24 protein-coding genes, 2 pseudogenes and 2 other annotated features are annotated in these 26,983 nt (G+C 37.7%); of the genes and pseudogenes, 20 read left to right on the forward strand and 6 right to left on the reverse strand.

Annotation, left to right across the window (positions count from 1 at the left end):
• Positions 1 to 3: 3 nt before the first annotated feature.
• Entirely contained in the window at positions 4 to 639 is a 636-nt protein-coding gene (locus IGL23_RS02990; RefSeq protein ID WP_002355681.1) for an amino acid ABC transporter ATP-binding protein, read from the reverse strand.
• A gap of 12 nt (positions 640 to 651) precedes the next feature.
• Positions 652 to 1,296 carry an amino acid ABC transporter permease gene (locus IGL23_RS02995; RefSeq protein ID WP_002383057.1) on the reverse strand — a complete coding sequence of 215 codons (645 nt, stop codon included), beginning with the start codon at positions 1,294 to 1,296 and terminating at the stop codon, positions 652 to 654.
• A 54-nt stretch (positions 1,297 to 1,350) separates the two neighbouring features.
• Positions 1,351 to 1,593, reverse strand: a binding site (T-box leader).
• Positions 1,594 to 1,748: 155 nt separating this feature from the next.
• Positions 1,749 to 1,981 (reverse strand) — a binding site (T-box leader).
• A 147-nt stretch (positions 1,982 to 2,128) separates the two neighbouring features.
• Between IGL23_RS02995 and IGL23_RS03000 the strand changes: the two are divergent.
• The 6 genes and pseudogenes from IGL23_RS03000 to IGL23_RS03025 all read left to right on the forward strand — a co-directional run bounded on the left by IGL23_RS03000 (position 2,129) and on the right by IGL23_RS03025 (position 10,289).
• A pseudogene (locus tag IGL23_RS03000) lies at positions 2,129 to 3,759 on the forward strand (peptide ABC transporter substrate-binding protein).
• 106 nt (positions 3,760 to 3,865) lie between these two features.
• The gene (locus tag IGL23_RS03005) at positions 3,866 to 4,114 is read left to right on the forward strand and encodes a GlsB/YeaQ/YmgE family stress response membrane protein (RefSeq protein ID WP_002355684.1); all 249 of its coding nucleotides are present in this window, start codon (positions 3,866 to 3,868) and stop codon (positions 4,112 to 4,114) included.
• A 378-nt stretch (positions 4,115 to 4,492) separates the two neighbouring features.
• A complete protein-coding gene (locus IGL23_RS03010) occupies positions 4,493 to 6,232 on the forward strand; it encodes a DUF2264 domain-containing protein (RefSeq protein WP_002358767.1) in 1,740 nt (579 codons plus the stop codon).
• Positions 6,233 to 6,235: 3 nt separating this feature from the next.
• Positions 6,236 to 7,063 (forward strand): hypothetical protein, encoded by an 828-nt coding sequence (locus IGL23_RS03015; protein ID WP_002391333.1) that lies wholly within the window; start codon positions 6,236 to 6,238, stop codon positions 7,061 to 7,063.
• Between the two features lie 271 nt (positions 7,064 to 7,334).
• Positions 7,335 to 8,498 carry a glycoside hydrolase family 88 protein gene (locus IGL23_RS03020; protein WP_010708292.1) on the forward strand — a complete coding sequence of 388 codons (1,164 nt, stop codon included), beginning with the start codon at positions 7,335 to 7,337 and terminating at the stop codon, positions 8,496 to 8,498.
• 12 nt (positions 8,499 to 8,510) lie between these two features.
• The gene (locus tag IGL23_RS03025; protein WP_033591675.1) at positions 8,511 to 10,289 is read left to right on the forward strand and encodes a glycoside hydrolase family 35 protein; all 1,779 of its coding nucleotides are present in this window, start codon (positions 8,511 to 8,513) and stop codon (positions 10,287 to 10,289) included.
• Between the two features lie 24 nt (positions 10,290 to 10,313).
• Here IGL23_RS03025 and IGL23_RS03030 read toward each other — a convergent pair whose 3' ends face one another.
• Positions 10,314 to 11,021 carry a GntR family transcriptional regulator gene (locus IGL23_RS03030; RefSeq protein ID WP_002366233.1) on the reverse strand — a complete coding sequence of 236 codons (708 nt, stop codon included), beginning with the start codon at positions 11,019 to 11,021 and terminating at the stop codon, positions 10,314 to 10,316.
• A 260-nt stretch (positions 11,022 to 11,281) separates the two neighbouring features.
• On the opposite strand from IGL23_RS03030, the gene IGL23_RS03035 reads away from it, so the two are divergent.
• The 4 genes and pseudogenes from IGL23_RS03035 to IGL23_RS03050 all read left to right on the forward strand — a co-directional run bounded on the left by IGL23_RS03035 (position 11,282) and on the right by IGL23_RS03050 (position 16,937).
• Positions 11,282 to 12,175, forward strand: a complete 894-nt coding sequence (locus IGL23_RS03035) for a PTS mannose/fructose/sorbose transporter subunit IIAB (RefSeq protein ID WP_239642621.1) — start codon at positions 11,282 to 11,284, stop codon at positions 12,173 to 12,175.
• Between the two features lie 48 nt (positions 12,176 to 12,223).
• Entirely contained in the window at positions 12,224 to 13,015 is a 792-nt protein-coding gene (locus IGL23_RS03040) for a PTS mannose/fructose/sorbose/N-acetylgalactosamine transporter subunit IIC (protein ID WP_002358771.1), read from the forward strand.
• Entirely contained in the window at positions 13,008 to 13,808 is an 801-nt protein-coding gene (locus tag IGL23_RS03045; protein WP_002383066.1) for a PTS system mannose/fructose/sorbose family transporter subunit IID, read from the forward strand. Before IGL23_RS03040 ends, IGL23_RS03045 begins: the two co-directional genes overlap by 8 nt.
• 114 nt (positions 13,809 to 13,922) lie before the next feature.
• Positions 13,923 to 16,937 (forward strand): annotated as a pseudogene (locus IGL23_RS03050) (polysaccharide lyase 8 family protein).
• Positions 16,938 to 17,005: 68 nt separating this feature from the next.
• On the opposite strand, the gene IGL23_RS03055 reads toward IGL23_RS03050, so the two are convergent.
• Complete coding sequence (locus IGL23_RS03055) at positions 17,006 to 17,329, reverse strand: DUF960 domain-containing protein (RefSeq protein WP_002355697.1); 324 nt, start codon at positions 17,327 to 17,329, stop codon at positions 17,006 to 17,008.
• A gap of 251 nt (positions 17,330 to 17,580) precedes the next feature.
• The gene (locus IGL23_RS03060) at positions 17,581 to 18,189 is read right to left on the reverse strand and encodes a 50S ribosomal protein L25/general stress protein Ctc (protein WP_002358773.1); all 609 of its coding nucleotides are present in this window, start codon (positions 18,187 to 18,189) and stop codon (positions 17,581 to 17,583) included.
• A gap of 330 nt (positions 18,190 to 18,519) precedes the next feature.
• On the opposite strand from IGL23_RS03060, the gene IGL23_RS03065 reads away from it, so the two are divergent.
• Both IGL23_RS03065 and IGL23_RS03070 read left to right on the forward strand, forming a co-directional pair.
• Positions 18,520 to 19,302, forward strand: a complete 783-nt coding sequence (locus tag IGL23_RS03065) for a 16S rRNA pseudouridine(516) synthase (RefSeq protein ID WP_002358774.1) — start codon at positions 18,520 to 18,522, stop codon at positions 19,300 to 19,302.
• Complete coding sequence (locus tag IGL23_RS03070) at positions 19,299 to 19,979, forward strand: YjjG family noncanonical pyrimidine nucleotidase (protein ID WP_002355700.1); 681 nt, start codon at positions 19,299 to 19,301, stop codon at positions 19,977 to 19,979. The genes IGL23_RS03065 and IGL23_RS03070 overlap by 4 nt, the downstream gene beginning before the upstream one ends.
• A 34-nt stretch (positions 19,980 to 20,013) precedes the next feature.
• On the opposite strand, the gene IGL23_RS03075 is transcribed toward IGL23_RS03070, so the two are convergent.
• Entirely contained in the window at positions 20,014 to 20,469 is a 456-nt protein-coding gene (locus IGL23_RS03075; RefSeq protein WP_002355701.1) for a GNAT family N-acetyltransferase, read from the reverse strand.
• A gap of 174 nt (positions 20,470 to 20,643) precedes the next feature.
• Here IGL23_RS03075 and udk point away from each other — a divergent pair, with 174 nt between their 5' ends.
• The 8 genes from udk to IGL23_RS03115 all read left to right on the forward strand — a co-directional run bounded on the left by udk (position 20,644) and on the right by IGL23_RS03115 (position 26,981).
• On the forward strand, positions 20,644 to 21,273 hold the full coding sequence (gene udk, locus IGL23_RS03080) for a uridine kinase (RefSeq protein WP_002355702.1): 630 nt from the start codon (positions 20,644 to 20,646) through the stop codon (positions 21,271 to 21,273).
• A 168-nt stretch (positions 21,274 to 21,441) separates the two neighbouring features.
• Positions 21,442 to 21,783, forward strand: a complete 342-nt coding sequence (locus IGL23_RS03085; RefSeq protein WP_002355703.1) for a type II toxin-antitoxin system PemK/MazF family toxin — start codon at positions 21,442 to 21,444, stop codon at positions 21,781 to 21,783.
• A gap of 101 nt (positions 21,784 to 21,884) precedes the next feature.
• Positions 21,885 to 22,850 (forward strand): Gfo/Idh/MocA family protein, encoded by a 966-nt coding sequence (locus IGL23_RS03090; RefSeq protein WP_002379151.1) that lies wholly within the window; start codon positions 21,885 to 21,887, stop codon positions 22,848 to 22,850.
• A gap of 369 nt (positions 22,851 to 23,219) precedes the next feature.
• The gene (locus tag IGL23_RS03095) at positions 23,220 to 25,139 is read left to right on the forward strand and encodes a BglG family transcription antiterminator (RefSeq protein ID WP_002388793.1); all 1,920 of its coding nucleotides are present in this window, start codon (positions 23,220 to 23,222) and stop codon (positions 25,137 to 25,139) included.
• Positions 25,105 to 25,428 (forward strand): PRD domain-containing protein, encoded by a 324-nt coding sequence (locus tag IGL23_RS03100; RefSeq protein WP_025190056.1) that lies wholly within the window; start codon positions 25,105 to 25,107, stop codon positions 25,426 to 25,428. The genes IGL23_RS03095 and IGL23_RS03100 overlap by 35 nt, the downstream gene beginning before the upstream one ends.
• A gap of 14 nt (positions 25,429 to 25,442) precedes the next feature.
• On the forward strand, positions 25,443 to 25,799 hold the full coding sequence (locus IGL23_RS03105) for a glycine-rich SFCGS family protein (RefSeq protein ID WP_002355707.1): 357 nt from the start codon (positions 25,443 to 25,445) through the stop codon (positions 25,797 to 25,799).
• A gap of 30 nt (positions 25,800 to 25,829) precedes the next feature.
• Positions 25,830 to 26,186, forward strand: a complete 357-nt coding sequence (locus tag IGL23_RS03110; protein WP_002355708.1) for a DUF4312 family protein — start codon at positions 25,830 to 25,832, stop codon at positions 26,184 to 26,186.
• A gap of 15 nt (positions 26,187 to 26,201) precedes the next feature.
• On the forward strand, positions 26,202 to 26,981 hold the full coding sequence (locus tag IGL23_RS03115; protein ID WP_033595081.1) for a DUF4311 domain-containing protein: 780 nt from the start codon (positions 26,202 to 26,204) through the stop codon (positions 26,979 to 26,981).
• Positions 26,982 to 26,983 lie beyond the last annotated feature (2 nt).

Raw genomic sequence — 26,983 nt, forward strand, 5'->3', positions numbered from 1 at the left:
TTTCTATTGGACGGGGGCAACCGTCAAAAGATTGTCTGCAATTTTTTCAGCGAAAGCCATATCGTGGGTCACGACAATCTGTGTCATGCCTTGTTTCCGTAAATCTAAAATAACTTCTTCCACTTGTTGGCGTAAAGCTGGATCTAGCGCGCTCGTTGGTTCATCGTACCCAAGAACTTTTGGCTTCATTGCTAAGGCACGAGCAAGTGCAACTCGTTGTTTTTGTCCACCGGAAAGTTGGTACGGATAGAGTTTTTCTTTACCAGCCAAGCCCAATTTTTCCAGTAATTCTAAAGCTTCTTGCTGACTTTTTGCTTTTTCTTCTTTTAGTACTAATGTAGGTGCTAAGGTAATGTTTTCTAAAACTGATAAGTGAGGGAAAAGTTGGAAATCCTGGAAAACGACCCCAACCACTTGATCGGCATTGTCCATTTCAGCAGGATTGAAAGGAACACCATCCAACAAAAGCTCACCAGAATCAATGGTTTCTAAACCAGCCAAACAACGAAGTAAAGTGGTTTTTCCGCCGCCTGAAGGACCAACAATCGTTAAAATTTTACCCTCTGGAATTTCTAAATTTAAGTGATCAATAATGGTCCGGTTGTCAAAATGTTTGGTTAAATTTTTAATAGTTAACATGGTAGAGTCCTCCTATTTATAATATTGATAGAATTTTTCAATTTTCTTAGAAGCAACAGTCAAAATTGCCGTAAAGAGTAAATAAATCACTCCCACTAAAGCTAATGGCACTAATGTAACATCGCGGCTCATCGCAATTTTACCAGCACGTAAAAGATCGCCTAAGCCAAGAACATAAATAAGAGAAGTATCCTTGACCAAATTGATAATTTCATTTCCTACGGAAGGCAGCACGATTTTAACAACTTGTGGCAAAATAATCCGCGTGACTGTTTGAAAACGTGTTAAACGTAAAACCTTAGCAGCTTCATATTGACCTTGGGGAATTGCTTGAATCCCCCCGCGGAAAATTTCAGCAAAGTACGCAGCATAATTTAAAATAAATGCGAATAAGGCCGCATCATAACGTTCAAAGACAATACCAATTAATGGTAAGCCGTAAAAAACAAAAATTAATTGTAACAATAGCGGAGTGCCGCGCATTAACCAAATGTAGAGGTTAATTAAGTAACGTAAAGGTTTAAACGAACTTTGTAAAATAAAGGCAATGATGATCCCCAGTGGAATCGAGCCAAGGAGCGTAAAGAAAAAGACTTTCAGTGTCATGCCAGCTCCGCTAACTAAAGCAGGTAAAATTTCTAAAATATAATCCATCATTTTTTCCTCCAACAATTTTTATTAAAAAAACAAAAAAGCCTCTTGGCTGTGAGCCAAGAGGACGAATCGTATTCGTGGTGCCACCTCAATTTACTTATCTTTCACAAGATAAGCCTTATGTAGTTGCGTTGACAACTACTCTCTGTTAACGATAGAGTCACCGGTTTTTCTTACTAAAGGATTCAGAAAAACATCTTTTAGGTGTGAGTAAAGAAGAATCCATCTTTTTCTTTCAGCCAATGAAAAAGTCTCTGTAAAGGAAGAGCTAAATTACTATGTCCTAAGCCTTGATTGTAAGTATGAAATTGTTCGAACGGAACAGAAAACCTGTTGCTTTTCTAGCTTATCCCATTAAGCATATAGAAAAGAGGACAACAGACTTGAGCAGTTGAGGCACTCTCTCAGGTTGAAAAGCGCATCTAAAAAAACAAAAAAGTCCTTTGGCTGAATAGCCAAAGGACGAATAATCAATTATCGTGGTTCCACCTTAGTTTATTCGTGTTTCGCAACACGAACCTTATGAAGTTCATAACTTCGCCTGTTAACGAGTGGTCCCGGACTTTCCTACTAAGGGTTCAAAAAGTCAACTCCCAGATGTGGTTCGCTGTTTCTTTACGTCTTTTTCCACCAACCAAAGACTCTCTTCACTAAAGGAAACAGTTACTCTTCTGTTCTCTGTTTTTCAATACTTTACCACCAGAAAAAATATCTGTCAACTCTTATTCTTAAAAAAATATTTTTCTTTCAAAAAGTAAGTGCTGAAAAAGGACAAATGTATGGAAAATCATGTAAAATGTAGGTAAGTTGTTTGAACAGAAGGAGGAGTTTTGGTATGAAACAGAAAAAGTGGTTAATCGGACTTGTTGCACTGGGCTTGGTTTTAGCAGCATGTGGAAGTGGCGGTTCGAAAACGACCTCAAACGAACCAGCTACACAGAAAATTAACGTCGCATCTGGTGGTGAACTCTCGACATTAGACAGCGCTCATTATACAGATGTCTATAGTTCCGATATGATTGGTCAAGTAGTTGAAGGCTTGTATCGACAAGATAAAAACGGAGATCCTGAGCTAGCTATGGCGAAAGCAGAGCCACAAGTTAGTGAAGACGGGTTAGTCTATACATTCAAGTTACGAGAAGCAAAATGGACAAACGGGGATCCAGTTAAAGCAGGGGATTTTGTAGTTGCGTTTAGAAACGTGGTCGATCCAGCGTATGGTTCAAGTAGCAGTAATCAAATGGATATTTTTAAAAATGGGCGTGCGGTGCGGGAAGGACAAGCCACGATGGAAGAATTTGGTGTCAAAGCAATCGATGACCAGACACTAGAACTAACATTGGAAAATCCAATTCCTTATTTAGCCCAAGTCTTGGTTGGGACACCTTTTATGCCTAAAAATGAAGCCTTTGCCAAAGAAAAAGGTACTGCCTATGGGACTTCTGCAGATAATTTTGTTGGCAATGGGCCGTTTGTAATTTCAGGTTGGGATGGCAATCCGAAACTTGGAAATTGAAGAAGAATGATCATTATTGGGATAAAGAACACGTAAAATTGAATGAAATTGATGTTCAAGTAGTGAAAGAAATTGGCACAGGAGCCAATCTTTTTGATAATGGCGACTTAGATTACACTGTTTTAGCAGATACTTATGCACTTCAGTATAAAGAGTCAAAACAAGCGCATTTTGTACCTAAAGCCATGGTGGGTTATTTAAGCCCCAATCATCGCCGTGAAATTACCGGCAACGAACATGTTCGAAAAGCTTTTTTACAAGCGATTGACAAAGAAACTTTTGCAAAAGAAATTTTAGGAGATGGCTCGACAGCTTTAAATGGTTTTGTACCAGCTAATTTTGCAAAAAATCCAGACACAGGTGAAGATTTCCGCAAAGAAAATGGTGATTTGTTGCCATATAATATTAAAGAAGCCCAAGCTAACTGGACCAAAGCGAAAGAAGAGTTGGGCAAAGATAAAATTGAATTGGAACTAATCTCAGCGGACTCAGCGATTGCCAAGAAAACCATTGAATTTGTTCAAGGGCAATTGCAACAAAATTTACCAGGTTTAACAATCAAATTAAAATCACTGCCTTTGCAAAATCGTTTGGATTTACAAACAGCAGGTAATTACGATTTAGCCTTTGGAACATGGACACCTGACTATGCTGATCCCATTAATTTTTTAGAATTTTATGACTCAAAAAGTGGCTTAAATACTTCTGGTTATAACGATTCAGCGTATGATGCGGGTCTCCAAAAAGTTAGAAAAGATTACGCCAATGAACCTGAAAAACGCTGGAATGAATTACTAAGTCTAGAAAAAACATTAATTGAAAAAGATGCTGGTGTTTTACCACTATTCCAAGGAGCCATTGGTTACTTGAAATCAGATCGCTTACAAGGTTTGCAAGTATTTTCTTTTGGTCGCACAGTATCCTATCGTTTAGCTTATGTAGAAGAATAAATTGACTTCTGAAAAGTCCTATCTTTTGAAAAAGTCTGCTTTCTGTTTTATCCTTAAAGTAGGAAAATTAACTAAAAAAATCAACTATGAAAGGTAGGTTTTTCAAATGTTTAGCTTTCTATGGGCATTAATTGTCGGAGGAATTATTGGCGCAATTGCTGGCGCAATTTTAGGAAAAGACGTGCCAGGTGGCATTATTGGAAATATTATCGTGGGCTTTTTAGGGAGTTGGGTAGCATCACTCTTGTTGCCTTCTTTAGGACCAGTCATCGGCGGTTTTCCGATTATCTCAGCGTTGCTAGGAGCGATTATCTGTATCGCTATTTACTCTTTTATTGTAAACCGCAAGGCGTAAAATTGTATCAAAATGATATCTTGAAAAGCATCATAAAACTTGTGAAGGTTGATCAAACCATTACTTTTGATGTCTTTTCTCTCATATTTTAAGTCTATGACAAAAATCTCTTTGGATTTTTGTCATAGACTCTTTTTTTTAAAAATATTTATTATGAGAATTTCCTGCGTTAGACTGCTTATTTTTCATTTATTATTCATTTTTGATAATGGAAGTTTTGTTGGATAAAGTGAATAGCTCAAGGTTCAACAAAAATAAAGAAAAAATTAATATGTTAAGTTTGGGGAAGGTGAAATGCTGCTCTCATAATACGCCGTTTTATTCATTAAACGATAGTTGAAAAAAATAAGTGCCCTTGTTATTCTTTGAATTAAACTAATGGGGGCGAAAAGCATGGAATCGTTAAAAAGTAATCTTTTTTTGACCAGAGAAGCATATTTGGAAGCTTTTGAAACAATCATGACACCTTTAAAAACGGCTATTTTAACATCAGAAAAACCTGGCGTAAATTTTGGGTCCAGTGGTGCTGTCTATGATCAGCAACATGCTGAAATGGAAGCGCTCATTCGACCATTATGGGGAATTGGACCGTATTGGGTTACTTGTAAAGATGATGTTTTAAGAGATGCTTATGTGGAAAAATTAATCGCAGGAACTGATCCGTCATCCCCAGACTATTGGGGCGATATTGTTGATTATGATCAATATATTGTGGAAGCAGCAGCATTATCTTTAACTTTATTGCTTCATAAGACATATTTTTGGTCCTGTTTTTCTGAGAAACAGCAAGAAAATATCATGGTTTGGTTAAATAAGGCACTTGGTTGTAAAATTCCTAAAAATAATTGGACGTTTTTCAAAGTGCTCATTCGTTTAGCACTCGAGGGATGTGGACAAGTGATTAACCAAACGGAACTAGAGGAAGAATTGGCGTTGATTGAACGCATGTATTTAGGTGATGGTTGGTATATGGATGGTAAAACTACGCAAAGAGATTATTATATTTCGTTTGCTTTTCATTATTATAGTTTGATTTATGTCAAATTTATGCGAGAAAGAGATCCTGTTCGTGCGAAACGTTTTACAGAACGAGCCGTTATGTTCGCGCAGGACTATCTGTACTATTTTGATGAGGAGGGCGAAGCGTTACCTTACGGACGTAGTCAAACGTATCGGTTTGCTCAAGGAGCGTTTTTCGCAGCTTTGATATTTGCAGAAGTAGAGGCGTTACCTTGGGGACAAATAAAAACGCTGTTAGCAAAACATTTACACTGTTGGATGCAACAGACTATTTTCACTTATGATGGTCGGTTGTCCATTGGCTATCATTACGAAAATTTAGTAATGGCAGAAGGTTATAATGCACCAGGCTCTCCGTATTGGGCTTTTAAAACATTTTTGTTGCTCGCAGTGGATCAAGACCATCCGTTTTGGCGTGCTGAACCGCTGGCGATAAAACGAGAAGAAAAGCGTTTGATAGAAAAGGGAAACATGTTATTAATCCATCCTAAAATGAAAACGCATGTCCTCGGCTATCCTGCAGGACTATGGCTTGAAAATCAAGCGCATGCTGCGGCTAAATATAGTAAATTTGTCTATTCTAGCCGCTTTGGTTTTAGCGTTCCCAAAGCTGAAACGTGTTATGAGGAGGGGGCTTTTGATAACGTACTGGCTGTTTCTCGTGATGGTGAATATTTTCGTGTTAAAGGGAAAGTTCATGATTTTTATTTAACAGAGGAGCAAGTTTATTATAAATGGCTACCTTTTCAAGAAGTAGAAATTGAAACAACCATTTATCCTTTTGGAGAATGGCATGTTAGAGTACATGAAATAGTGACATCGGTTCCATTAAAAGTGCGCGAAGGAGGATTCAGTCTACCGTTACTTGGAAAATTTTCAGAAAAAGAACTTGGTAAAGAGTGGGCTAGAGTCGATTCAGGAGAATTGGGTTCGCAAATAGTTGCAATTGAAGGGTATGACCACGCAGGTATTCTTCAACCTGAACCCAATACATCGTTGTTTTTCCCAAGAACAAGTTTACCTTATTTGCAAAAAGAGCTACCAATAGGAACACATCGCCTGATTTGTTTGGTAGGCGGTGTGACAAGGGAGGAATAAAAAATGATAAAAATCGAATTGAAAAATAAAGACAATCAGATTATTACTGGCCGAATCGATCACGAGAAGCCAGAAGCGCCATTCATGGCGGAGGGAGACACGTTAGCGGTATTAGCAATTAAACAGTACCTTTATCAAGTTGGCGATAAAATTGTAGTGACTTATACAGGGGCTACCCCTTATTTGATGGTTCAATTAGATGAAACTTTGGCTCCTTCATTGATTTATTTGAAAGAAAAAGTTTGGGAATATCAAATTCCATTAGAAGAATCTGCTCGAAAAGCTTTTGTTGATACGGCCTTTCATTCAGCAAGGCACCAAATAATGGTTCGACAAGCGCACACGTTTGAAAAAGACAATTATCAAAATCTTTCTATGAATACACATGACCAAAAAGAATATTCAGGAGCCTATCCCCATGCGTATGCAAACGTTGAAACGAGAGACGATGCTGTTTTCTTTGCGAAAAATGCTATTGATTCTAAGTTTGGTAACCTTTCTCATGGCTCGTATCCATTTGCTTCTTGGGGAATTAACCAACAAAAGGAGGCACAGTTAACGATTGACTTTGGCAGGCCTGTAGAAACGGACTGGATCCGCTTGCTATTTCGGGCGGATTACCCACATGATAGCTATTGGGAGGAAGTCACTTTAGCTTTTTCAGATGGAGAGGAACGAGTAGTTGCCACAACGAATACCGCCTGTTTTCAAGAAATAAAGTTCCCAATGAAAACAACACAAACTTTGACATTAAAATGCTTACGAAAAGCGCTGGACTCTTCTCCATTTCCAGCGTTGACCCAAATTGAAGTATTCGGTCGGAATAAATAACAAGAGGTCGGGACAGAACCGTTTAGCTCCGAGAAATAAGAAGAAATTTCCGAAAATTGATCTTTGATTTTTGGAGAATTTCGGCTTATTTCCGAAGGAGTTGGTTCTTTTCCCGCCGTTTATCAGTTTTTGAGCGTGGAGCAAAAATCCAAAGTGATTTTTGTCCCACGCTCTTGTTTTTAAGATAAATAATCAAGAAAGGTCGCTTTTTATTTTCTTTTACGTTATAATACAATAAGTTAATATGTTAACAAGTTAAGGAGTGATGGAGATGTGTAGTCAAGAAAATAAACAAAGACTGATCTCTCTAGGAGAAAATGTCACAGATGAATGGATTCAAACGCAATTAAATGAATGCGTTTCAAAAATTGCTAAAAATATGCAGCGTTTCGGAACACAGTTTCCTTCAGCTTGTGCTACGAATGGTCGATATCGTCTCAAAGCTAACGATGATTGGACCAATGGCTTTTGGACAGGCATGCTTTGGCTGGCATATGAGTGGTCTCACCAAGAAAAATTTCGTTTACTGGCAATGGAAAATATTGACAGCTTTCAACAACGATTAGAGGAGCATTTTGTTTTGGACCACCATGACATTGGTTTTTTATATAGTCTATCGGCGGGTGCTGGGTATAAAATTACCGGTGATGAGCGCTGTAAACAAGAAGTGCTAGCTGCCGCTGAAGTATTGTCAGCACGATTCCAAGAAAATGGCTCCTTCATCCAAGCGTGGGGCCATTATGGTGATCCCAAAGAATATCGATTAATTATCGACTCATTAATGAATTTACCGCTTTTATTTGAAGCAACTAAATTATCTGGAAATAGGGTTTATGAGGAAATTGCCTCACGTCACTATCATACGTTAATGAAAACGGTGATTAAATCCGATGCGACAACTTATCATACCTATTATTTTGATCCAGAAACAGGCAAACCAAAACATGGAGCTACGCATCAAGGACATAGTGATACTTCCATTTGGGCACGAGGCCAAAGTTGGGCAATTTTAGGGATTCCCCTAAACGAAACATTTCTCCATTCCCAACCATTTCCAGAAATGTATCCACAAATAGTGGAGGTTTTTCTAGCTCATTTGCCAGCAGATTTAATTCCCTATTGGGATTTTGATTTTAATGACCAAATGCCATCTGACAAAGATAGCTCGGCACTGGCAATTGCGACATGTGGTTTATTGGAAGCAGACAAACTACAGGCTTTTCCTCAAGCAAAAGAGCTTGCCAAAGGAATGATTTATCAATTAGGAGAATATTATCGTACGAAAAATGATTCCGAAAATGAAGGACTGCTACTCCATGGTGTTTACGCACATGCAGAAGGAAAAGGGATTGATGAACCCAACTTATGGGGCGATTATTTTTACATGGAAGCCTTAATACGTTTAGCAAAACCATCATGGCAAAGATACTGGTAAAGGGGAAAAATGATGCAAACGTTTGAGATTAAAGAAGACTTTTTATTAAATGGACAACCAATAAAAATTATTAGCGGGGCGATTCATTACTTTCGAATGACACCTAGACAATGGGAAGATAGCCTCTATAATCTGAAAGCTTTAGGAGCTAATACAGTAGAAACCTACATTCCTTGGAATATTCATGAACCAGAAGAAGGCGTATACGATTTTGAAGGAATGAAAAACATTGAAGCATTTGTCCGCTTGGCAGAAAAACTGAATTTACTAGTTATTCTGCGTCCTTCGGCTTATATTTGTGCAGAATGGGAGTTTGGTGGCTTACCAGCATGGCTTTTGAAAGAAAAAGGCGTACGATTACGTTCGACAGATCCTATTTTTATGACTAAAGTTCGTAACTATTTTCAAGTATTATTGCCTAAACTAGCACCGCTGCAGATAACACAAGGTGGACCAGTGATCATGATGCAGGTTGAAAATGAATATGGGTCCTATGGCATGGAGAAAGCGTACTTGCGACAAACCAAGCAGATAATGGAAGAACTGGGGATTGAGGTTCCTCTTTTTACATCTGATGGCGCTTGGGAAGAGGTTTTGGATGCGGGTACGTTAATTGAAGAGGATGTTTTTGTGACAGGAAATTTTGGTAGTCATTCGAAAGAAAATGCTGCCGTTTTGAAAAAATTTATGACTCGTCATGGTAAAAAATGGCCGTTGATGTGCATGGAATACTGGGATGGGTGGTTCAATCGTTGGGGCGAACCAGTGATTCAGCGGGAAGGTACCGACTTGGCGAAAGAAGTAAAAGATATGCTGGCAGTGGGTTCTTTAAATCTCTATATGTTTCATGGAGGAACAAATTTCGGCTTTTATAACGGGTGTTCGGCGCGAGGTGCAAAAGATTTACCTCAAGTCACTAGCTATGATTATGATGCTTTATTAACAGAAGCAGGAGAACCAACAGAAAAATATTATGCCGTTCAAAAAGCAATTAAAGAAGTATGTCCAGAAGTTTGGCAAGCACAACCACGCACGAAAAAACTGGGGAATTTAGGAAGCTTTCCAGTAACTGCTAGCGTATCCTTATTCGCAGTAAAAGATCAAATGATGACACCGAAGACCACCACGTATCCATTAAGTATGGAAGAAGCTGGCTCAGGCTATGGCTACTTGCTTTATTCGTTTGATTTAAAAAATTATCATCATGAAAATAAACTAAAAGTGGTCGAGGCCAGTGATCGTTTACACATTTATGTAGATGGAGATTTAGCTGCTACCCAATATCAAGAGACAGTGGGAGAAGAGCTACTGATTTTAGGACAAACTGAAAAAGACACACTTGCGTTAGATATCTTAGTGGAAAACTTAGGTCGCGTTAATTATGGCTTTAAATTAAATAATCCGACACAAAGTAAAGGAATTCGAGGTGGAGTGATGCAAGACATTCATTTTCACCAAGGCTATCAACACTATCCCTTAACTTTTTCACAAGAGCAATTAGCCAAGATTGATTACACAGCTGGAAAAAATCCATTGCAGCCTTCATTTTATCAAGTAACATTTGAATTAGAACAGCTAGCAGACACGTATATTGACTGTCGAGGCTACGGCAAAGGATTCGTTGTGGTCAATGGTCATCATCTAGGTCGTTATTGGGAAATAGGACCCATTCATTCGCTGTATTGTCCCAAAGAATTTTTACAGCAAGGACAAAATGAAGTAGTAATTTTTGAAACAGAGGGAATTGACATTGAGTACTTGAAATTTACGAATCAAGTAATCATAGACTAAAAAAATAGAAGTAGAAGCTGAAATTTATTCGGCTTCTACTTCTATTTTGGTTTTGAAATATTTCCAATGTTTATAACTAATAATATATTCAGCAACACTACCATCTGCGAGATAGGAATGTTTAACTTGTTTAACAGCGGGTTCACGAAAACTTAATTGAAGTAAGTTCAATAACTCAGCATCTTCGGGAAAGACAATTTCATTTGTTTCTACAGAAGCTAACGAGAAGAGGTCTACTGAAAAATCTTTACGGACTCGTTCATACACACTTGCATAAGCTGTGAGGTCCTTTGAGAGCGGCTCTTTAACAAGCTTTTTGGGAAGATGTGTGATATGTACGAGAAAGGGTGTATCTTCAGAATAGCGTACACGCTTGATTCTATAATAAGAAGCGTTAGCTGGTAAGCCTAATTCCTTTAAAATTTCGGCTTGATTTTCTTCTTCAATTGAAAGGACTTTAACTTTTTCAGAGTCTAAAGAATGCAACTCGATATCAGAAAATTTTACATTTTGCGAAACTTTTGATTTCGAAACAAAGGTCCCTTTTCCTTGGATACGATACAAGTAACCTGCACTGGTCAGCTCATTCAGTGCTTTGACAGCTGTGATAGAACTAACAGCATATTTTCGTTTAATATCGGCTTCAGAATAAAATTTATCACCAGGAATAAAGGTATGATTTTTTATTTCACGTAAAAGGTCTTGTTTAATTTGTTCATATTTAGGTAACATGCGATTGCCTCCATTCTAGTAATCGAATGAATTAAGCATAACATGTTAACTAGCCTTTAGCAAACACTTTGAAAAAGAGGAAAGACAATTTTTATTTAAAGAATTCAAAAAAATAAATTCAATATATTAAGATATTAGGTTTACGGATAACTTAGTATGTGTTATAGTAAGTTCGTAGAGAACATAACATGTTAAGTAGGGTCACCTACATCTAGGGAGGGAAACTCGTGGAAAACATTGTACTAATTAGTCATGGTAGCATGGCTGAAGGCGTCAAAGTTAGCTTAGAAATGATCGTTGGTCGGCAAGAACACGTGCATACAGTCTCATTACGACCAGATAGCGACAATCTTCAATTTGAGAAAGAGCTAAATGAAAAAATGAAAGCCCTTAACGGTACGACACTGATTATTGCTGATTTACTAGGAGGAACGCCATGTAACGTGGCAACTAAGAATTATTTGAACGTTGACGGAGTGGAAATTATTGCAGGGATGACGCTATCTGTTGTGATTGAAGCAGTGGTTAATCAACAGGCTTCGATTAAAGAATTAGTTTGTTTAGCACAAGAAAATATTGTTGATGTAAAGGCTGGAATGAATCAAGCAGAACAAGAGATTTCAGAAGCCAGAAAAGAAAAAGAATTAAGTAACTATAGTCAATATGCTGGAAAAGAAAATATTGTAAACACACGGATTGATGAACGGTTAATTCATGGACAAGTAGCGGGAATTTGGTCGACAAGTCTTAGTACACAGCGAATAATTGTAGCCAATGATGAGGCTGCTACAGATCCTTTACAAAAATCATCTTTGAGAATGGCAGCGCCTTCTTCGATGCGTTTATCTGTTCTTGGAGTAGAAGCTGCTGCTAAAAATATTCAATCAGGAAAATATGGTAAACAGCGTTTATTTTTATTATTTAAAAATCCGAAAGATGTACTCCGCTTTATCGAAGCGCAAGGACCTATCAAAACTGTAAATGTTGGGAATATGAGTTACAAAGAAGGAGCACGCGAAGTAACAAAAAGTATTCAAGTTTTACCAGAAGAAGAACAAATTTTTGAAACAATCGCTTCAAAAGGCGTCACTGTGACAGCCCAATTAGTTCCAAACGATCCAGTCGTTGATTTTATGAAAAAATTACGCGGCTAAAACTGTCAGACTAAGAAAGAATATTTTTAAATTTAGGAGGAAATTTCAATGCATTTAGCAGCGTATCAAATTATTTTAATTACTATTTATGCGTTTATTGCTATTAATGACTCACTTATTTCAAATACGTTGACGCAACCAGCTATTGCTGGAATGATTTCTGGAATGATTATGGGAGATTTAAAAACTGGTTTAATGGTTGGCGGCACTCTTCAATTAATGCGTTTAGGAATTGCTGCTTTTGGTGGAGCATCGGTACCTGATTATTTCACAGGGGCTGTTTTAGGAACCGCTTTCGCTGTAATCTCTGGAAAAGGAGCGGAGTATGGCATTGGTTTAGCTGTTCCTGTTTCTCTGTTGATGTTGCAACTAGATGTAGTCGCCCGTTTTTGTAATGTCTTTTTACTTCATAGTGTCGATAAAGCGATTGATAAGATGCAAGTAAAACGGATTCCACGCTTAGTTTTATCTGGTTCTGTTCTGTGGGGACTGTCTCGTGCCATTCCGATTTTATTAATGTTATTAGCGGGGGATGCTGTAGTAACAACGATTACCGATAACATGCCAGAATGGCTAATGACGGGCTTAAAAACAGCTGGAGGGGTATTACCTGTTGTCGGTGTAGGAATTTTATTACGTTACTTGCCAACGAAGCAATATATCCCCTATTTACTATTAGGCTTTTTCTTAGCGGCTTATTTAAAAGTTCCAATGTTAGGTGTTTCGATAGTTGGGATGGTAGCAGCGATGCTTGTATTTAAACGTGATGGGGCAAAAAGCACGACACAAGCAACAACAGGAAATGGTGATTTTGAAGGAGGATATGACGGCGATGAGTAAGCATAAACTGACAAAAAAAGAATTAAATGCAATTAGCTGGCGTTATATTTTAGGAAGCCAATTAAACTGGAACTATGAACGTATGATGAGTTCAGGATATTTATACGGCATCTTGCCTGTTTTAAAAAAATTCTATGGTCATGATGAAGCACAATTTCAAGATATGATGCGCACACACAATCAATTTTTTAACACCAATGCTATTTTTGGGAATTTAATTATGGGGATTGATGTTGCGATTGAAGAGCAAGATGGCTATAAAGCGAAAGAAACAATTATTGCGCTAAAAACAGCTCTGATGGGTTCTTTGGCAGGCGTTGGGGACTCTTTATTCCACGTTATTTGGGGGACGATTTTCGGCTCTGTTGCAGGGACACTGGCTCAAAATGGTTCGGTGGTTGGCTGTGTTATTTGGATTATTGCAAATATTGCACTATTGTTTGGTCGGGCCGCGCTCTTACCACTTGGTTATAAGCAAGGGGTCAAACTAGTGACGACCTTAAAAGACAAGTTATCTGCCTTTACGAATGCAGCAACTGTTCTTGGTGTGACTGTGATTGGTGCCTTAATTCCTTCAGTTATCAAGGCGACAGTTCCTTTTGTTTATAAAAAGAACGGGGTCGAATTAGTTATTCAAGATACGTTAGATGCGATTTTGCCTTCCTTAGTTCCAATCTTACTTGTTCTTTTGACTTATTGGATGTTAGGTCAAAAGAAACTAAATTCCACACGAGTGATTTGGATTATTTTAATTTTATCGATTGTTTTGAGTGCCTTTGGTATTTTGGCGTAAAAAGTATATTAAGTGATTTTCAGAGAGTCGGAGAGTGTAGAAAGTATTTTTCTTCACTCTTTTTCTCTGATTTGTATGTAAGCGTTTTACGATAATTTTTTAGGAGGAGAAAGAATGAAAAACAGGAAAATATGGGTAATGCTGGTCGGACTGTTTACTGCTTTGACGAGTGGATTTATGGGAACCACCCTTACCTTTGCAGAAGAAAACGAAGCGAGCCAAACGATTGAGCAACCCTCTTACATTTCAGATTTCCCCAATCAAGTTGGGCATTGGCAAGATTTGGTGGGAACAGCAGAAAAAAAGAATGATTCTGCTGGTTTATGGATCGCAAACACGAAGCAAGGGACAAACCTCGAATCTGTCTCTATCAATCTTGATGCACGCGAACAATCTTCAGGAGATCTTGAACTAACCTTTTTATATGAAGGACAAAGTAACTTCGGATTGGTTTTTCGCGGAGATAAACAAAAGACGAGTCAATGGCAATCTTTTGCTTATAATCGTGACGGCCGCTGGCAATTAGGACAACCAGGCGGTAAATGGCTAACTAATATTCCGGGGCCAACATTGCTAAGTGGCCAACAATATAAACTGCTGGTTCGCTATGACGGAAAAAAAATTCAGACATTCCTGAATGATCAATTATTTTATGAAAATGAAGAGGTTCATTATCCTGATGGTACGTCCATTAATGATGACTGGACGGGCGCTGTAGGAATTAGACTATTTGGTAATCTATCAAAGCTGAATATCATTTCTATGAAAAGTGGCTCCGTTGGTAGCATTCCTGTTATCGATTCATCTGCAGAATACCGAGAATAAAAAGAAAAATGGCGAAATCAGCTTGTTTCCAAAGAATATGATTCAACTAACCAAGCGCTTGTAGACTACGTCCAAAAAATCTCCAATGAAGCAACAGAACTCGATCAAACGATGAATAAAGAGCCGAACCGCAGCTATTTATGGCCACTAGAGCCTGGCAATACGCCATCGGCTGATTTAACGACTCAATTTACCAAATTGCAAAAATTAGCGTTAGCCTATGGAACGAAGGGGAGTACGCTTTACCAAGATGACAAATTGGCAGCAACCATTATTGATGGCTTAGATTTTATGGTGACGCAAAAAGGATATGATGGGAAAAAGTACCACGGAAATTGGTGGGACTGGCAAATTGGTGTGCCACAGAAGTTTCTTAATATTCTAATGATTTTAGAGGATAAAGTTTCTCCGGAAAAGCAACAAATCTATACAAATGCGCTGAGCAGTTATGTCCCAGATCCGTTTAAACAGTTGTATACAAAACCACAAGGAACGTTTGTGGATTTAGCTTTTATCCCAAATTTTGTGACATCAGGAGCGAACCGAACGGACTTAGCTTTAACTGTTTTGGGGTTAGGAATTTTACAAAAGGATAGCGGGAAAATTAACCAAGCATCCAGTAGTATCGTCGATGTATTTAAATTAGTCACAAAAGGTGATGGTTTTTACCAAGATGGTTCTTTTATCCAGCACAATAACATTCCTTATACAGGTTCGTATGGCAATGTTTTGGTGAAAGGGGTTGGACAAATTTTGGCCATTACAGCAGATTCATCTTTTCAAATGGATGCAACTCTTGTGACAGAATTTGTTGAAAATGTTGATCGTGCCTTTCTTCCTTTGATTTATAAAGGTGAAATGCTACCAACCGTGAATGGCCGTTCCATCTCAAGAGCCCCAGCAGTTGGAAAAACAGGCTATGGCTCAACTACCATGTATAATTTATTAATTGTGGCTAAATTTGCCCCTAATAATTATCAAAAGAAATTTCAAGAAGCCGTTAAATATTGGATGAAGGAGAACCCAGATTATTATTTGACGAATGCTCGTGATTTTAATGATTTACAGATGACTATGCAACTTTTAACTAATCCAGAAATTACGGGAGGGCAACTTCCTTTTACAGGCACGAAACTTTATGCTTCGATGGATCGATTTGTCCAACGCACACCTAGTTATATGTTTGGGCTAGGCTTGTATTCAAAGCGCACTGCATCTTTTGAAGCAGGGAATAAAGAAAATAAACGTGGCTGGCACACTGGTGACGGAATGATGTACGTATATAATGATGACGAGGTTCAATTTAATTCCAGCTATTGGCCAACTGTAGATCCCTATCGACTACCAGGAACAACGGTAGATACCATTTCTTTGGCAGATGAAGTTTCAGCATTTACAATAATCACATCGAAAGAGCAATGGGTTGGTGGAGTAACGTCAGACAATCAGGCAGTAGTAGGGATGGCTCTTAATAAAGACGGGACCAAAAATAATGGGAAACTTTTACCTATGAACCTACAAGCTAAAAAATCTTGGTTTGTATTAAATGGGCAAATTATCGCATTAGGCGCAGGAATTAAAGGGGATACAGAAGCTTCGATTGAGACAGTTGTTGATAATCGTTTGTTAAATGATGCGTATCAGTATCAAGTGCTATCAAATATTGGGGAGATTCATGAGAAAAATGAAACGAGTAAAAAACAATGGTTATTACTAAAGTCGGATCATTCCAATGCTAATATGGGTTATTATTTTCCAGAAGAAACAACGGTAAATGTTAAAAGTGAAACTAGAAAAGGAACCTATAAAGCAATTAATGAAGCATTTCCAAGTGATAAAGAATATGTAGGTGATTATCGAACATTTACGATTCAACATGGTCAACACCCAACGAACGAGCATTATGCTTATGTAGTTTTACCAGGAATCGATGAAACTGATTTAAAAACATATGCTGCCAAAAAAACAGTAGAAGTTCTCTCAAATACAGAAGAAATTCAAGCAGTTAATCAAGAAGAAGAAGGCTATCTTGGGGTTAACATTTGGTCAGAAACTGGCGGTACAATAGCAGGGATTACCTCAAATAAAGCTATTTCTTTAATGAGAAAGACACAACAACACCAAAAAACGTATACTTTCTCTAATCCCACACAAACAACTAAGACACTGACTTTAAAAATACCAAAAGATTACAGCACAGTAATTAGTCAAAGTGACGGAATCACTTATGATGATGCAACAGAAACCTTTACTATTAATTTTGAAAATGCTGCAGGAAGTAGTAAACAAATTATTGTAGAATAACTAAAAGAAATTAAAGTAGCCTCAAATTCCAGTTTAATCGGAATTTGAGGCTACTTTGTTGAAATTATTTAAGATTCTAACATTTCTGCAGGTAATAAAATCGTTTCACGATGGCCATCATCAAAAGCAAAAATTCGCGACGGATATGCCGTAGAATAACTAAATGGTAAGTCGATGGCCATTTCTACTGAACTATTTTCTTGAGAAAAATGGACAGTCACTTTGCCATTATTGTTCAACAAATCAAAGTGAAGTAAGTCGTTTAAAGGGATAACCCCTTTTAGATTTAAGTCAATAATCAACCAAATACTATCAATTAAGCCACTAGGTAAGCTAGAAACAACACCTAATGAAGCATAGCGGCTACGGTCACTATCAAAACGTTCAAACATATGGATGACCTCCTTTTTGTTTACTTACTTTTAGTATACTGCAAATTTAAAAAAAAGAAATTGTTTCGTTTGAAAATATTGCGTAGATTAGCAAAAATTTAATATTCCTCTGTAGCTTCCTAGCTTTGCAGGTGTCATCATTTATGTGAAGAAATCACGACATGCAGTAAAAAGAAAATGGGACGTACGTTGTTTCAACGTACATCCCATTTCTAAAACTTAAGAGAATCAGCTGAACAAAAGTGTACTCTTTATTCGGCTAATTCTGGTTCAGTCGTTTCAGCAGCTGTTCCTTCTTCTTCTTCAGGAGCAGTTTGTGCTTCAACAATAGCAACTAGTTGTTCTTCTGGATCAGTTAAAATTTCATAGTCTTTGTGTTCAGGTAAATCAGCGATTGTAAGAGCATCACCAATTTCTAAGTTTGTAATATCTACTTCAATTGATTCTGGCAATTTATCTGGTGTGGCTGCCACTAAAACAGTGTACAAGTTTTGAGCTAAGGTACCCCCAGCTTTCACACCTGCAGATTCACCAATTAATTGAACTTCTGCTTCGACTTCTGTTGTTTCTTTCATATTTACAGATAAGAATTCAACATGAAGCATTTGACCAGTAAAGGTATCTAATTGTGCTTTCGACATTAATGTGTTGATGTTTTTGCCATCAACTGTCATTTTAATAACGGTGTTAGCACCATGTTCGCGTAAAATTTTTGATAAGTCTTTTTCTTCAAAATAGATTGGTGTACTTTCAATTTGGTAACCGTAAACAATGGCAGGTACTTTCCCTTCGTGACGTAGCTGATTTCTTAGTGAACGTGGACGGATAGCTCTTTCTTTAACTTCTAATTGTACTGACATAACCTAATTCCTCCTTGAAATAATGAGTGATTTGGTTAAACTCAGAAACAAAACATAATGGAAAAAAGAAACTCTTTTTTCAGTTGTTCTTGTCTAGAAAAATGCTAACAATAATCAAAAAATCCCCACAAATATTGCCAGGCAACACTCATGGGAATGGTTCATTGTTATCGTTGTTCTCTCCCAGGTCATTACGCTGTTTTTGAGAAACCTTTATTTACTTTACTTATTAACCGTAACACTTATATTTTTATACGTCAAGGAATTACCTTTTTCTACTTTTCATCTTTAACGGATTCCACTATACTAATACCAGAATGGAGCGGAACAATGCGATTAGATAAATTACTAGAAGAACTTCAGTTTGGATCACGCAAAACGGTGAAACGAATAATCAGAGGCAAGCAGGTCACTGTGGATGGCATCGTGACTTTAAATGAAAGCCAAAATGTCGATGCGCAATTACAAATGATTAAAGTAAAAGGACAATTAATTTCGCATAAGACCCATGTGTACTATATGTTGAATAAGCCAAAAGGTGTGGTTAGCGCTGTCTCAGATGCATCTAAAAAAACAGTTATTGATTTGATTGCGCCACAAGACAGACGCCCTGGTCTTTATCCAGTGGGCAGACTCGATGGCGATACGGAAGGGTTACTTCTATTAACAGATAATGGACAATTAGGGTATCAATTAATTCGGCCAAATAAAGAAGTAGCGAAATGTTATGAAGTGAAAGTCAATGGTTTGGTCTCTGCAGAAGATTGTGCTAAATTTAAAGATGGGATTGTTTTGCAAGGAGGCATTCAATGTAAGCCAGCAAAAATAACTGTTCTTGCAGCGACTGAAACGGAGAGTCATGTTTTCCTGACTATTCAAGAAGGAAAATTTCACCAAGTGAAAAAAATGTTTTTATCCGTGGGGAAAAAAGTGACTGCTTTAAAACGCCAAACTATGGGGCCGTTGCGGCTAGATCCGCAATTACCTTTAGGTGCTTATCGTTCATTAACAAGAGAAGAGTTACAATTGCTATTGCCTTATTTTTTTATTGAAAAACAACAAACAAGCAAAGCGTTACCGAGTAATTTGAAAAGAGAAGAGGAACGGAAATGAAAACATTGCTTTTTGATGTTGATGATACATTGTTAGATTTTAAATTGGCTGAAAAGAAGGCGCTCCATGCCTTATTTGAAGAAGAAAATGTACCATTTACATCTGAAGTCGAGTCAACGTACCACCGAATTAATCAAGGATTATGGCGTTCATTTGAAGAAGGAAAAATAACAAAAGATGTTCTCCTTGATACACGGTTTGGTTTATTGTTTGACGCGTTTAATCGAGAAGTTGATAGCGTTAAAATGGGAGAAAACTACCGAGAATATTTAAGTCAAGGACATGACTTGCTTGGCAATAGTCAACGTATCTTGGAAAAATTAGCACCCCATTATGATTTATATATTGTGACAAACGGAGTGGCAAAAACACAGTATCGTCGGTTGGAAGATTCGAAATTAATGCCTTATTTCAAAGATATTTTTGTTTCAGAAGAAGTGGGTTATCAAAAACCGATGAAAGAGTATTTTGATTTTGTTTTTGAACGGATTCCTAATTTTAGTAGAGAAAAAACAATGATTATTGGCGATTCTTTGCATTCAGATATTCAAGGAGGCCAACAAGCGAAAATTCAAACTGTTTGGCTCAATCCGACCTCCGCTCCAGCAACACCAACAATTCAACCCAATTATACGATTCAACAGCTAGATGAGTTGTTACCAATTCTTGGGCATTAAAAAACAACATTTCCTGTACAGGAAATGTTGTTTTTTAACTTAAATGTAACCGTAAGCGAACCATATCTTTTAAAGGCAAGCCGTTTTCCATAATGGGCTCATCATAATGATGGATAAAAAAATCTGGTTCAATATGTGTCATTCGAAAACCGACTTTTTGGTAGAGATATAGCTGTTGAAAGCCTGTGCTCCCAGTCCCAATCTCCAAGTAATCATACTTTTCTTTTTTGGCAAAATCAATGGCAAAATGTAATAACTCTTGTCCGATGCCCCGCCCTCGGCTTTCTTCTGAGACAGCGATGTTTACGATTTCCAATGTCCGTGGGTGAGTCGGCAACAGGACTAAAATTCCTTGAAGTTCTTCAGTCTGATAGTCAAAGCAAATGCCGCGGGTAATGTAATCTTCCACCATTTTTTTTGAGGGATCTGCCTCATAAAGAAGAGCGTAATGCGCAGTTGTAAGTGCTTCTTTTTTGACTTTTTTAATCATAGGTAGGATTCTCCTTTTATTGATAAGTATACTGTAATTGAAAGAAGTGTGGGCAGATTTTTCATAAGAAGATAAAAATCACATGAAAAGTCTTGGAAAAGGTCTGGCATTCTTCAGAGTTTTCATTATAATAGTAAAAGACAATGAAGTTTTTGAAAAGAAAGAGGTTTATACATGAAAGATAGTCAGCCAATTATCATTGGTGTTACTGGCGGATCAGGAAGCGGAAAAACCAGTGTTAGCCGTGCGATTTTTAATAATTTTCCCGATCATTCAATTATGATGTTAGAACAGGATTCTTATTATAAAGATCAGAGCCATTTGAGTTTTGAAGAACGTTTAAATACCAATTATGATCATCCTTTTGCGTTTGATACAGATTTATTGATTCAACATGTTGAACAACTGTTAAATTATCAAGCCATTGAAAAGCCAGTTTATGACTACGTTGCGCATACAAGAAGTACAGAAACGGTGATACAAGAACCGAAAGAAGTAATTATTCTTGAAGGGATTTTAATTTTAGAAGATCGCCGCTTAAGGGATTTAATGGATATTAAAGTGTATGTGGATACAGATGATGACATCCGTATTATTCGTCGAATCAAGCGTGATATGGAAGAACGTGGCCGTACGTTGGATTCTGTGATTGAACAATATTTGACAGTCGTCAAGCCCATGTATCACCAATTTATTGAACCTACGAAACGTTATGCAGATATCATTGTGCCAGAAGGTGGCGAAAACCACGTCGCTATTGATTTAATTAATACAAAAGTGGATAGTATTTTAACAAAAATGTAATAGTCAGCTTAAATAGCCGTCTCTATATCAGAGTCGACTGTTTAAGCTTTTTTTGACTTTTAAAGGGTGGTTTTATCAAATATTTTAAGGGATAGCTAAAAAGTTGAAAATATTGCAAGAAACAATATGCTATAATTTTTTAAAGGAAAAGGAGGGAAGGGAATCTGAATGATAAAAAGAGGTGAGGTTTTTTATGCGAATCTCTCACCAGTTGTTGGTTCTGAACAAGGTGGGATTCGACCTGTCCTGATTATTCAAAATAACAAAGGTAACTTATTTAGTCCAACGTTGATTGTTGCACCGATTACCCGTAACGTAAGCAAGCGGCTGCAACCAACGCAAGTCCTCATCGAAATTCCCCATAACGAGTGCAGGACGCCATCACTTATTTTGTTAGAACAAATTCGAACATTGGATAAAGAACGAATGCTACACAAGGTTTGTCAACTTTCTCGTGAAGAGATGGAACAGGTCAATCAAGCTTTAAAAGTTAGCGTTGGTATCCGTTAATTTACATATAAAGAAATCGTTTTGGGGAAACGGTTTCTTTTTTTGTTGAAATGGTTTCCAAATATTCGTTTTTCTCGTATAGTGAAAGAGGAGGCGATCACATGGATAAAATTCGTTATGGAATTATGAGTACTGCCCAAATTGTCCCAAGATTTGTATCAGGGCTTCGAGAAAGCGCGCAAGCTGAAGTGCGCGGGATTGCATCAAGGCGTTTAGAGAATGCTCAAAAAATGTCTAAAGAATTAGCGATTCCGGTGGCTTATGGCAGTTATGAAGAGTTATGTAAGGATGAAACAATTGATATTATTTATATTCCCACCTACAATCAAGGACATTACTCAGCAGCTAAGCTTGCGTTATCACAAGGAAAACCCGTCCTACTGGAAAAACCATTTACATTAAATGCTGCTGAAGCAGAAGAACTCTTCGCAATCGCACAGGAGCAAGGGGTTTTTCTAATGGAAGCTCAGAAGTCTGTCTTTTTACCAATTACCCAAAAAGTAAAGGCGACAATTCAAGAAGGGAGATTGGGAGAGATTTTATGGGTTCAGTCAGTTACTGCCTATCCCAATGTGGATCATATTCCCTGGTTTTACTCGAGAGAAGCGGGTGGTGGAGCGCTTCATGGCTCAGGAAGTTATCCATTACAATACTTACAATACGTATTAGGGAAAGAGATTCAAGTGGTTACGGGAACCGCAACGTATCAGCAAGGGGCGACGGATAGTCAATGTAATTTAGCTTTGAAATTTGCTGAAGGGACGCTGGGCAATATTTTTATTAATGTTGGTTTAAAGATACCTAGTGAAATGACCATCTGTGGGACAAAAGGGCAAATCGTTATTCCTAATTTCTGGAAAACAGATTGTGCTTATTATACAGATACTCAAGGCAACACTGTCAAATGGTCTGAACAATTCACTAGTGAATTTACGTATGAAATCAATCATGTGAATCAATGTTTACAAGACAAAAAGTTAACTAGCCCCGTAATGACGAAGGAATTAACGATAGCAACCGTTAAAATTGTTGAAAGTTTTTATCAAGAATGGTTCGATAACGAATAATTACCATCACTTGCTATCCAAACTATTCTGTGTTAAAGTGTGTTTTATGCGACGAGTTGACTCAATCAGATAGCTTCGGCTATTCCGTTTTGACGGCTAGTGATTGTCAAACACAACGACACCAGATAGTACGGCTATCAGTTACCGGATTTGTAACGTGTCGGACAGAATACTTTTGTGGAGAAGGTTTCTGTCTATTTATGCAAATAAATAGTGTGGTATCCCTTAACAGTAGTAACTGTTAAGGGATTTTTTTGTATGAAAAGAGAAGTGTTGCACTTTTATAAGTGCAACTTTTTTGTGTTGTGGAACAGATAAAATAACGCTATAGTTTTAAGTGTAAAGGGAAAAGAAAAGAGGTGACAAGGCATGACCGTGTTGTTGTCCAAAAGAGCGATAAATATTTTATTGATGCTTTTGGATTTGGAAGGGAGTATTACCACGCAAGAATTAGCTGAGAACTTTACTGTCAGCGTTCGAACAATTAAGTATGATTTAGAAGATATTCGTGCTTGGTTTGAACAGCACGATGAGACACTTTATTCAAAACGAAATAAGGGAATCTGGCTAGATTTACCTGACTCTAAACGCTTACTGTTAAAAAATGAAATTATCGATGTCGATCGATTTGAAACCTATCCTGATCAAAAAAGACGAGTCAATGTATTGATTTTTCAGTTATTGTCAGTCAAAGGGTACTTAACGGCACAGCAGCTAGCAGATGAATTATTAGTGAGTCGAAACACAATTGTCAGTGATTTGGAACAGGTCGAACGGTTGCTGCAAGCATATGATTTAACCTTAATTCGCCAAGCGCGGCAAGGGTTTACAATCAGTGGTGAAGAAAGCAATGTACGCTTACTGATGGAATTTATCACTCAAAAAGAACTTACAGAATACGATATTTACCAAATTATGAACTATGTGACAAAGACAAAAGGGGCTGAAAAAATCCCTAAAATTAAATTTGGGTCAGGGACATTGTTTCAAGGTTGTTATCGTAGTGCATTGAAAAAAATGCGAAATTTAATTAATCCACTCGATCAAAATCAATTTGATTATGCCGAAATATTATCTATTACGTTGAGAGTGGCAATTGCCGCAGCACGTATGCAGATGGCACATACAATTGGGACTTACCGAGTGTTATCGCAAAAAACACGCTTTGAACAACGGAACGAAGTACCACTTTTACTTTTACAAGAGGTGTTTGAACGGTATGACTTGCCTTTATTAGCGGATGAATATTTTTATATTTATAGTGATTTATTCGGAACCCATCAACGGCAAGATATGGTTCAATTAACAAAGCAAGTGATTGAAAGCGTTTCAAAAGAGCTGAATTATCCTTTTGTAAATGATCGCCAATTATTTACGAACTTGTTTGCACACCTGTCCTTACGTTTTACAAAGAAACATTTATTTATTAATGAATACAATCCGTTTTCTGAAGAAATCAAAGGAAAACACCCAGCGTTATTTTTAGCTATTCAAAGTGCCTGTAAACAATTAATTCAACGTTCTGTTTTGTTAGTCAACGATTCTTTCTGCGCATATATTGCGTTGCATTTTTTGGCAGCTCAGGAACGACAACAGCAGGAAGCTAAAGTTGTTAGGATTGTGTATGTTTGCTCGACGGGCTTAGGTGTGACCAGTTTAATTGAACAAAAAATTTTAGAGGAAGTACCAAACGTTGAACTCGCAGGATTTGCTTCTGTTTTAAATGCAACTGAAGTGATTCAAGCAGAAAAGCCCGATTTGGTATTGAGTATTTTCCCAATTGAAGAAATGACATACCCATTTATTAAAGTTAGTCCATTGTTGACGGACACAGACTTAAGTTTGATTCGGGAAGAGGTCGATAAAATTTTATTAGGGAAACGTCAAGGGAAAGGTACCGCTCGCTCCACGAAATCTGATGTAATTGAAAAAAATGAACGGATACAAAGCCAAGATTTATTAGTAAAAGCGTATATTATTTATGAAGAGTTAAAACGAATGTTTCAAACAAAGTTACTGAGCGAATATCAAGAAGCCTTTTTACTTCACGTTTTATTAATGACACATCGGATTACGTTTAATAAACAATACGAAGAGATTCCTTGTAATAGAGAAGTATCTCATGAACGGCAAGAAGAAATTCGGCAAATTGAATGTTTATTTGCTAAAAATGAGTTACCTGTCAATCATGCTGAAATTTCAGCATTACTTAATTATTTAGAACAACCAAAGGAGGAAGAGGATGGAACTAGCAATGGAAGCACAGGAGATCATTCGACAAAGTGCTGAACCAGAAAAGCTACAATCGATTATCAAACAAACCAGTGCGCGATTAGCAGAAGCACAAATTGAACCAACGGAATTACAGTGGACGGTTTTGATTAACCATCTCAATGAGATGCTGAATCGTTCAAGAGAAGAAACGACATTAGCTGGTGTTGATCGGACGTTATTTACGGAACTAACACCAGAAACGTTGAAAATTGCACAAGAAACAACAGAAGCAATTGGTCAGTTATCAGAAGATGAATGGTATGTTTTAGCTGTTCATTTTGAAGTTGCTAAACAAAACAATTAATAGGAGGAAAAGTTATGATTACAGTAGTTATCGCAGATCGTTTAGGAAAAGGACAAAATGTTGCAAAAGGAGTGGAGCAAGCCGGTGGTCGCGCGGTTGTTGTTCCAGGAATGGGCGCTGATATGCGTTTAGGAGATGTGATGCAACAAGAAAAGGCAGATTTAGGCATTTCTTTCTGTGGCAGTGGTGGTGCAGGAGCGTTAACGGCTGCTACTAAATACGGGTATCCCGAAAGACATGGCATGCGATCAATCGAAGAAGGGGTAACAGCAATTAACGATGGGAAAACTGTTCTTGGATTTGGTTTTATGGATCAGGAAGAACTTGGTAAACGAGTAACTGAAGCATTTATTAAGAAACACGGAGCATAGAAAGTAGTAACTTAGAAAGGAGCGGTAATTATGGATGCCACAAAACGGTCAACACAAACCGTGATTGTTTCTGGAAAAGGTAATAAGAAGAATGAAGCTTTTGCAAGTGCGTTGAATGATGTTTCAAAAAAAGTATTAAAAGAAACAACAGAGGTCCTCATCCGGATTGAACCGAAAGAAGTAACTATTCGTCAGGCAAAAGAACAAGTTTATACAGAAAAATTTCTGTTCTTCTTCTTTCCTAGAAAGAGAGTGATTTATCATGTCGAACTAGCTGTAGAAGTGGAAATCCAAGCCATTGCAGTCGAAGAAGTTGATTTTTTAACGGAAACAATTAAAGAACCGAACGCAGTAGTAGTTCCGTTTCTTTCAAAAAGAGGCGTATAAAGGGAGGAAGAAGGAATGGAATTTGTAATCATTTTGCTGAAGTCATTGCTTATTGGTGGTTTACTAGGTTTTGCAGCTGGCGCAGGCGCTGCTCGGATGTTTCATGCACCACAAACGCAAGGGTTAGGGGCATTTAGAACATTAGGAGAAATGAACGCGGCACAAGGAGATCCAGCATCACACTTTTCTTTTGGTTTAGGTTTTTTCTTTAATGCTTGGGCTTCGGCCGTCGGAGCAGGGGCCTTTACACAAGATGTGACCCACCGGATTGTGCCTAACTGGGCTGCAGCAATTTTATTGGTAAAGGATAAAGATGTCACTAAAACGATGCATAATCCCAAAAAAATGGGGATTGTCGGGGCCTTTGTAGGAATGGCGACTGTGGCTTTCTTAAATAGTACAGCTGCAGCAATTCCAGAATCGCTACAAGTAACAGCGGTTGCGGTGTTGGTACCTGCAGCAACGATTTTAATCAATACTGTGATGCCCGTTTTATTCTGGCTAGCGGCTTTAGATGCAGGAAAACGGACGGGTTTCTGGGGAACGTTATTTGGCGGATTATCTCAATTAGTCATGGGCAATGCTGTCCCAGGAGTTGTATTAGGGATTTTAATCGGTAAAGGTGTCGATGATTTAGGGTGGACCCGAATGACACGCGGCATGCTTGGTGCCATTATCTTATTATTTATTTTAAGTGGCTTCTTCCGAGGGTTCGACTTAGAAATAATCGAAAGTTTCCGCTTGTCTATTCCTCAATGGTTAAATAATTTACACAATGTCTTCACCGTTAAATAGAA

The organism is Enterococcus sp. MSG3299, assembly GCF_050555765.1.
GTDB classification, from domain to species: domain Bacteria; phylum Bacillota; class Bacilli; order Lactobacillales; family Enterococcaceae; genus Enterococcus; species Enterococcus faecalis.

Excerpts from the sequence above, each read along its gene's own strand:
- IGL23_RS02990 (WP_002355681.1), bottom strand. The coding sequence starts at position 639 with ATGTTAACTATTAAAAATTTAACCAAACATTTTGACAACCGGACCATT.
- IGL23_RS02995 (WP_002383057.1), bottom strand. The coding sequence starts at position 1,296 with ATGATGGATTATATTTTAGAAATTTTACCTGCTTTAGTTAGCGGAGCT.
- IGL23_RS03005 (WP_002355684.1), top strand. The coding sequence starts at position 3,866 with ATGTTTAGCTTTCTATGGGCATTAATTGTCGGAGGAATTATTGGCGCA.
- IGL23_RS03010 (WP_002358767.1), top strand. The coding sequence starts at position 4,493 with ATGGGGGCGAAAAGCATGGAATCGTTAAAAAGTAATCTTTTTTTGACC.
- IGL23_RS03015 (WP_002391333.1), top strand. The coding sequence starts at position 6,236 with ATGATAAAAATCGAATTGAAAAATAAAGACAATCAGATTATTACTGGC.
- IGL23_RS03020 (WP_010708292.1), top strand. The coding sequence starts at position 7,335 with ATGTGTAGTCAAGAAAATAAACAAAGACTGATCTCTCTAGGAGAAAAT.
- IGL23_RS03025 (WP_033591675.1), top strand. The coding sequence starts at position 8,511 with ATGCAAACGTTTGAGATTAAAGAAGACTTTTTATTAAATGGACAACCA.
- IGL23_RS03030 (WP_002366233.1), bottom strand. The coding sequence starts at position 11,021 with ATGTTACCTAAATATGAACAAATTAAACAAGACCTTTTACGTGAAATA.
- IGL23_RS03035 (WP_239642621.1), top strand. The coding sequence starts at position 11,282 with ATGGCTGAAGGCGTCAAAGTTAGCTTAGAAATGATCGTTGGTCGGCAA.
- IGL23_RS03040 (WP_002358771.1), top strand. The coding sequence starts at position 12,224 with ATGCATTTAGCAGCGTATCAAATTATTTTAATTACTATTTATGCGTTT.
- IGL23_RS03045 (WP_002383066.1), top strand. The coding sequence starts at position 13,008 with ATGAGTAAGCATAAACTGACAAAAAAAGAATTAAATGCAATTAGCTGG.
- IGL23_RS03055 (WP_002355697.1), bottom strand. The coding sequence starts at position 17,329 with ATGTTTGAACGTTTTGATAGTGACCGTAGCCGCTATGCTTCATTAGGT.
- IGL23_RS03060 (WP_002358773.1), bottom strand. The coding sequence starts at position 18,189 with ATGTCAGTACAATTAGAAGTTAAAGAAAGAGCTATCCGTCCACGTTCA.
- IGL23_RS03065 (WP_002358774.1), top strand. The coding sequence starts at position 18,520 with ATGCGATTAGATAAATTACTAGAAGAACTTCAGTTTGGATCACGCAAA.
- IGL23_RS03070 (WP_002355700.1), top strand. The coding sequence starts at position 19,299 with ATGAAAACATTGCTTTTTGATGTTGATGATACATTGTTAGATTTTAAA.
- IGL23_RS03075 (WP_002355701.1), bottom strand. The coding sequence starts at position 20,469 with ATGATTAAAAAAGTCAAAAAAGAAGCACTTACAACTGCGCATTACGCT.
- udk (WP_002355702.1), top strand. The coding sequence starts at position 20,644 with ATGAAAGATAGTCAGCCAATTATCATTGGTGTTACTGGCGGATCAGGA.
- IGL23_RS03085 (WP_002355703.1), top strand. The coding sequence starts at position 21,442 with ATGATAAAAAGAGGTGAGGTTTTTTATGCGAATCTCTCACCAGTTGTT.
- IGL23_RS03090 (WP_002379151.1), top strand. The coding sequence starts at position 21,885 with ATGGATAAAATTCGTTATGGAATTATGAGTACTGCCCAAATTGTCCCA.
- IGL23_RS03095 (WP_002388793.1), top strand. The coding sequence starts at position 23,220 with ATGACCGTGTTGTTGTCCAAAAGAGCGATAAATATTTTATTGATGCTT.
- IGL23_RS03100 (WP_025190056.1), top strand. The coding sequence starts at position 25,105 with ATGGAAGCACAGGAGATCATTCGACAAAGTGCTGAACCAGAAAAGCTA.
- IGL23_RS03105 (WP_002355707.1), top strand. The coding sequence starts at position 25,443 with ATGATTACAGTAGTTATCGCAGATCGTTTAGGAAAAGGACAAAATGTT.
- IGL23_RS03110 (WP_002355708.1), top strand. The coding sequence starts at position 25,830 with ATGGATGCCACAAAACGGTCAACACAAACCGTGATTGTTTCTGGAAAA.
- IGL23_RS03115 (WP_033595081.1), top strand. The coding sequence starts at position 26,202 with ATGGAATTTGTAATCATTTTGCTGAAGTCATTGCTTATTGGTGGTTTA.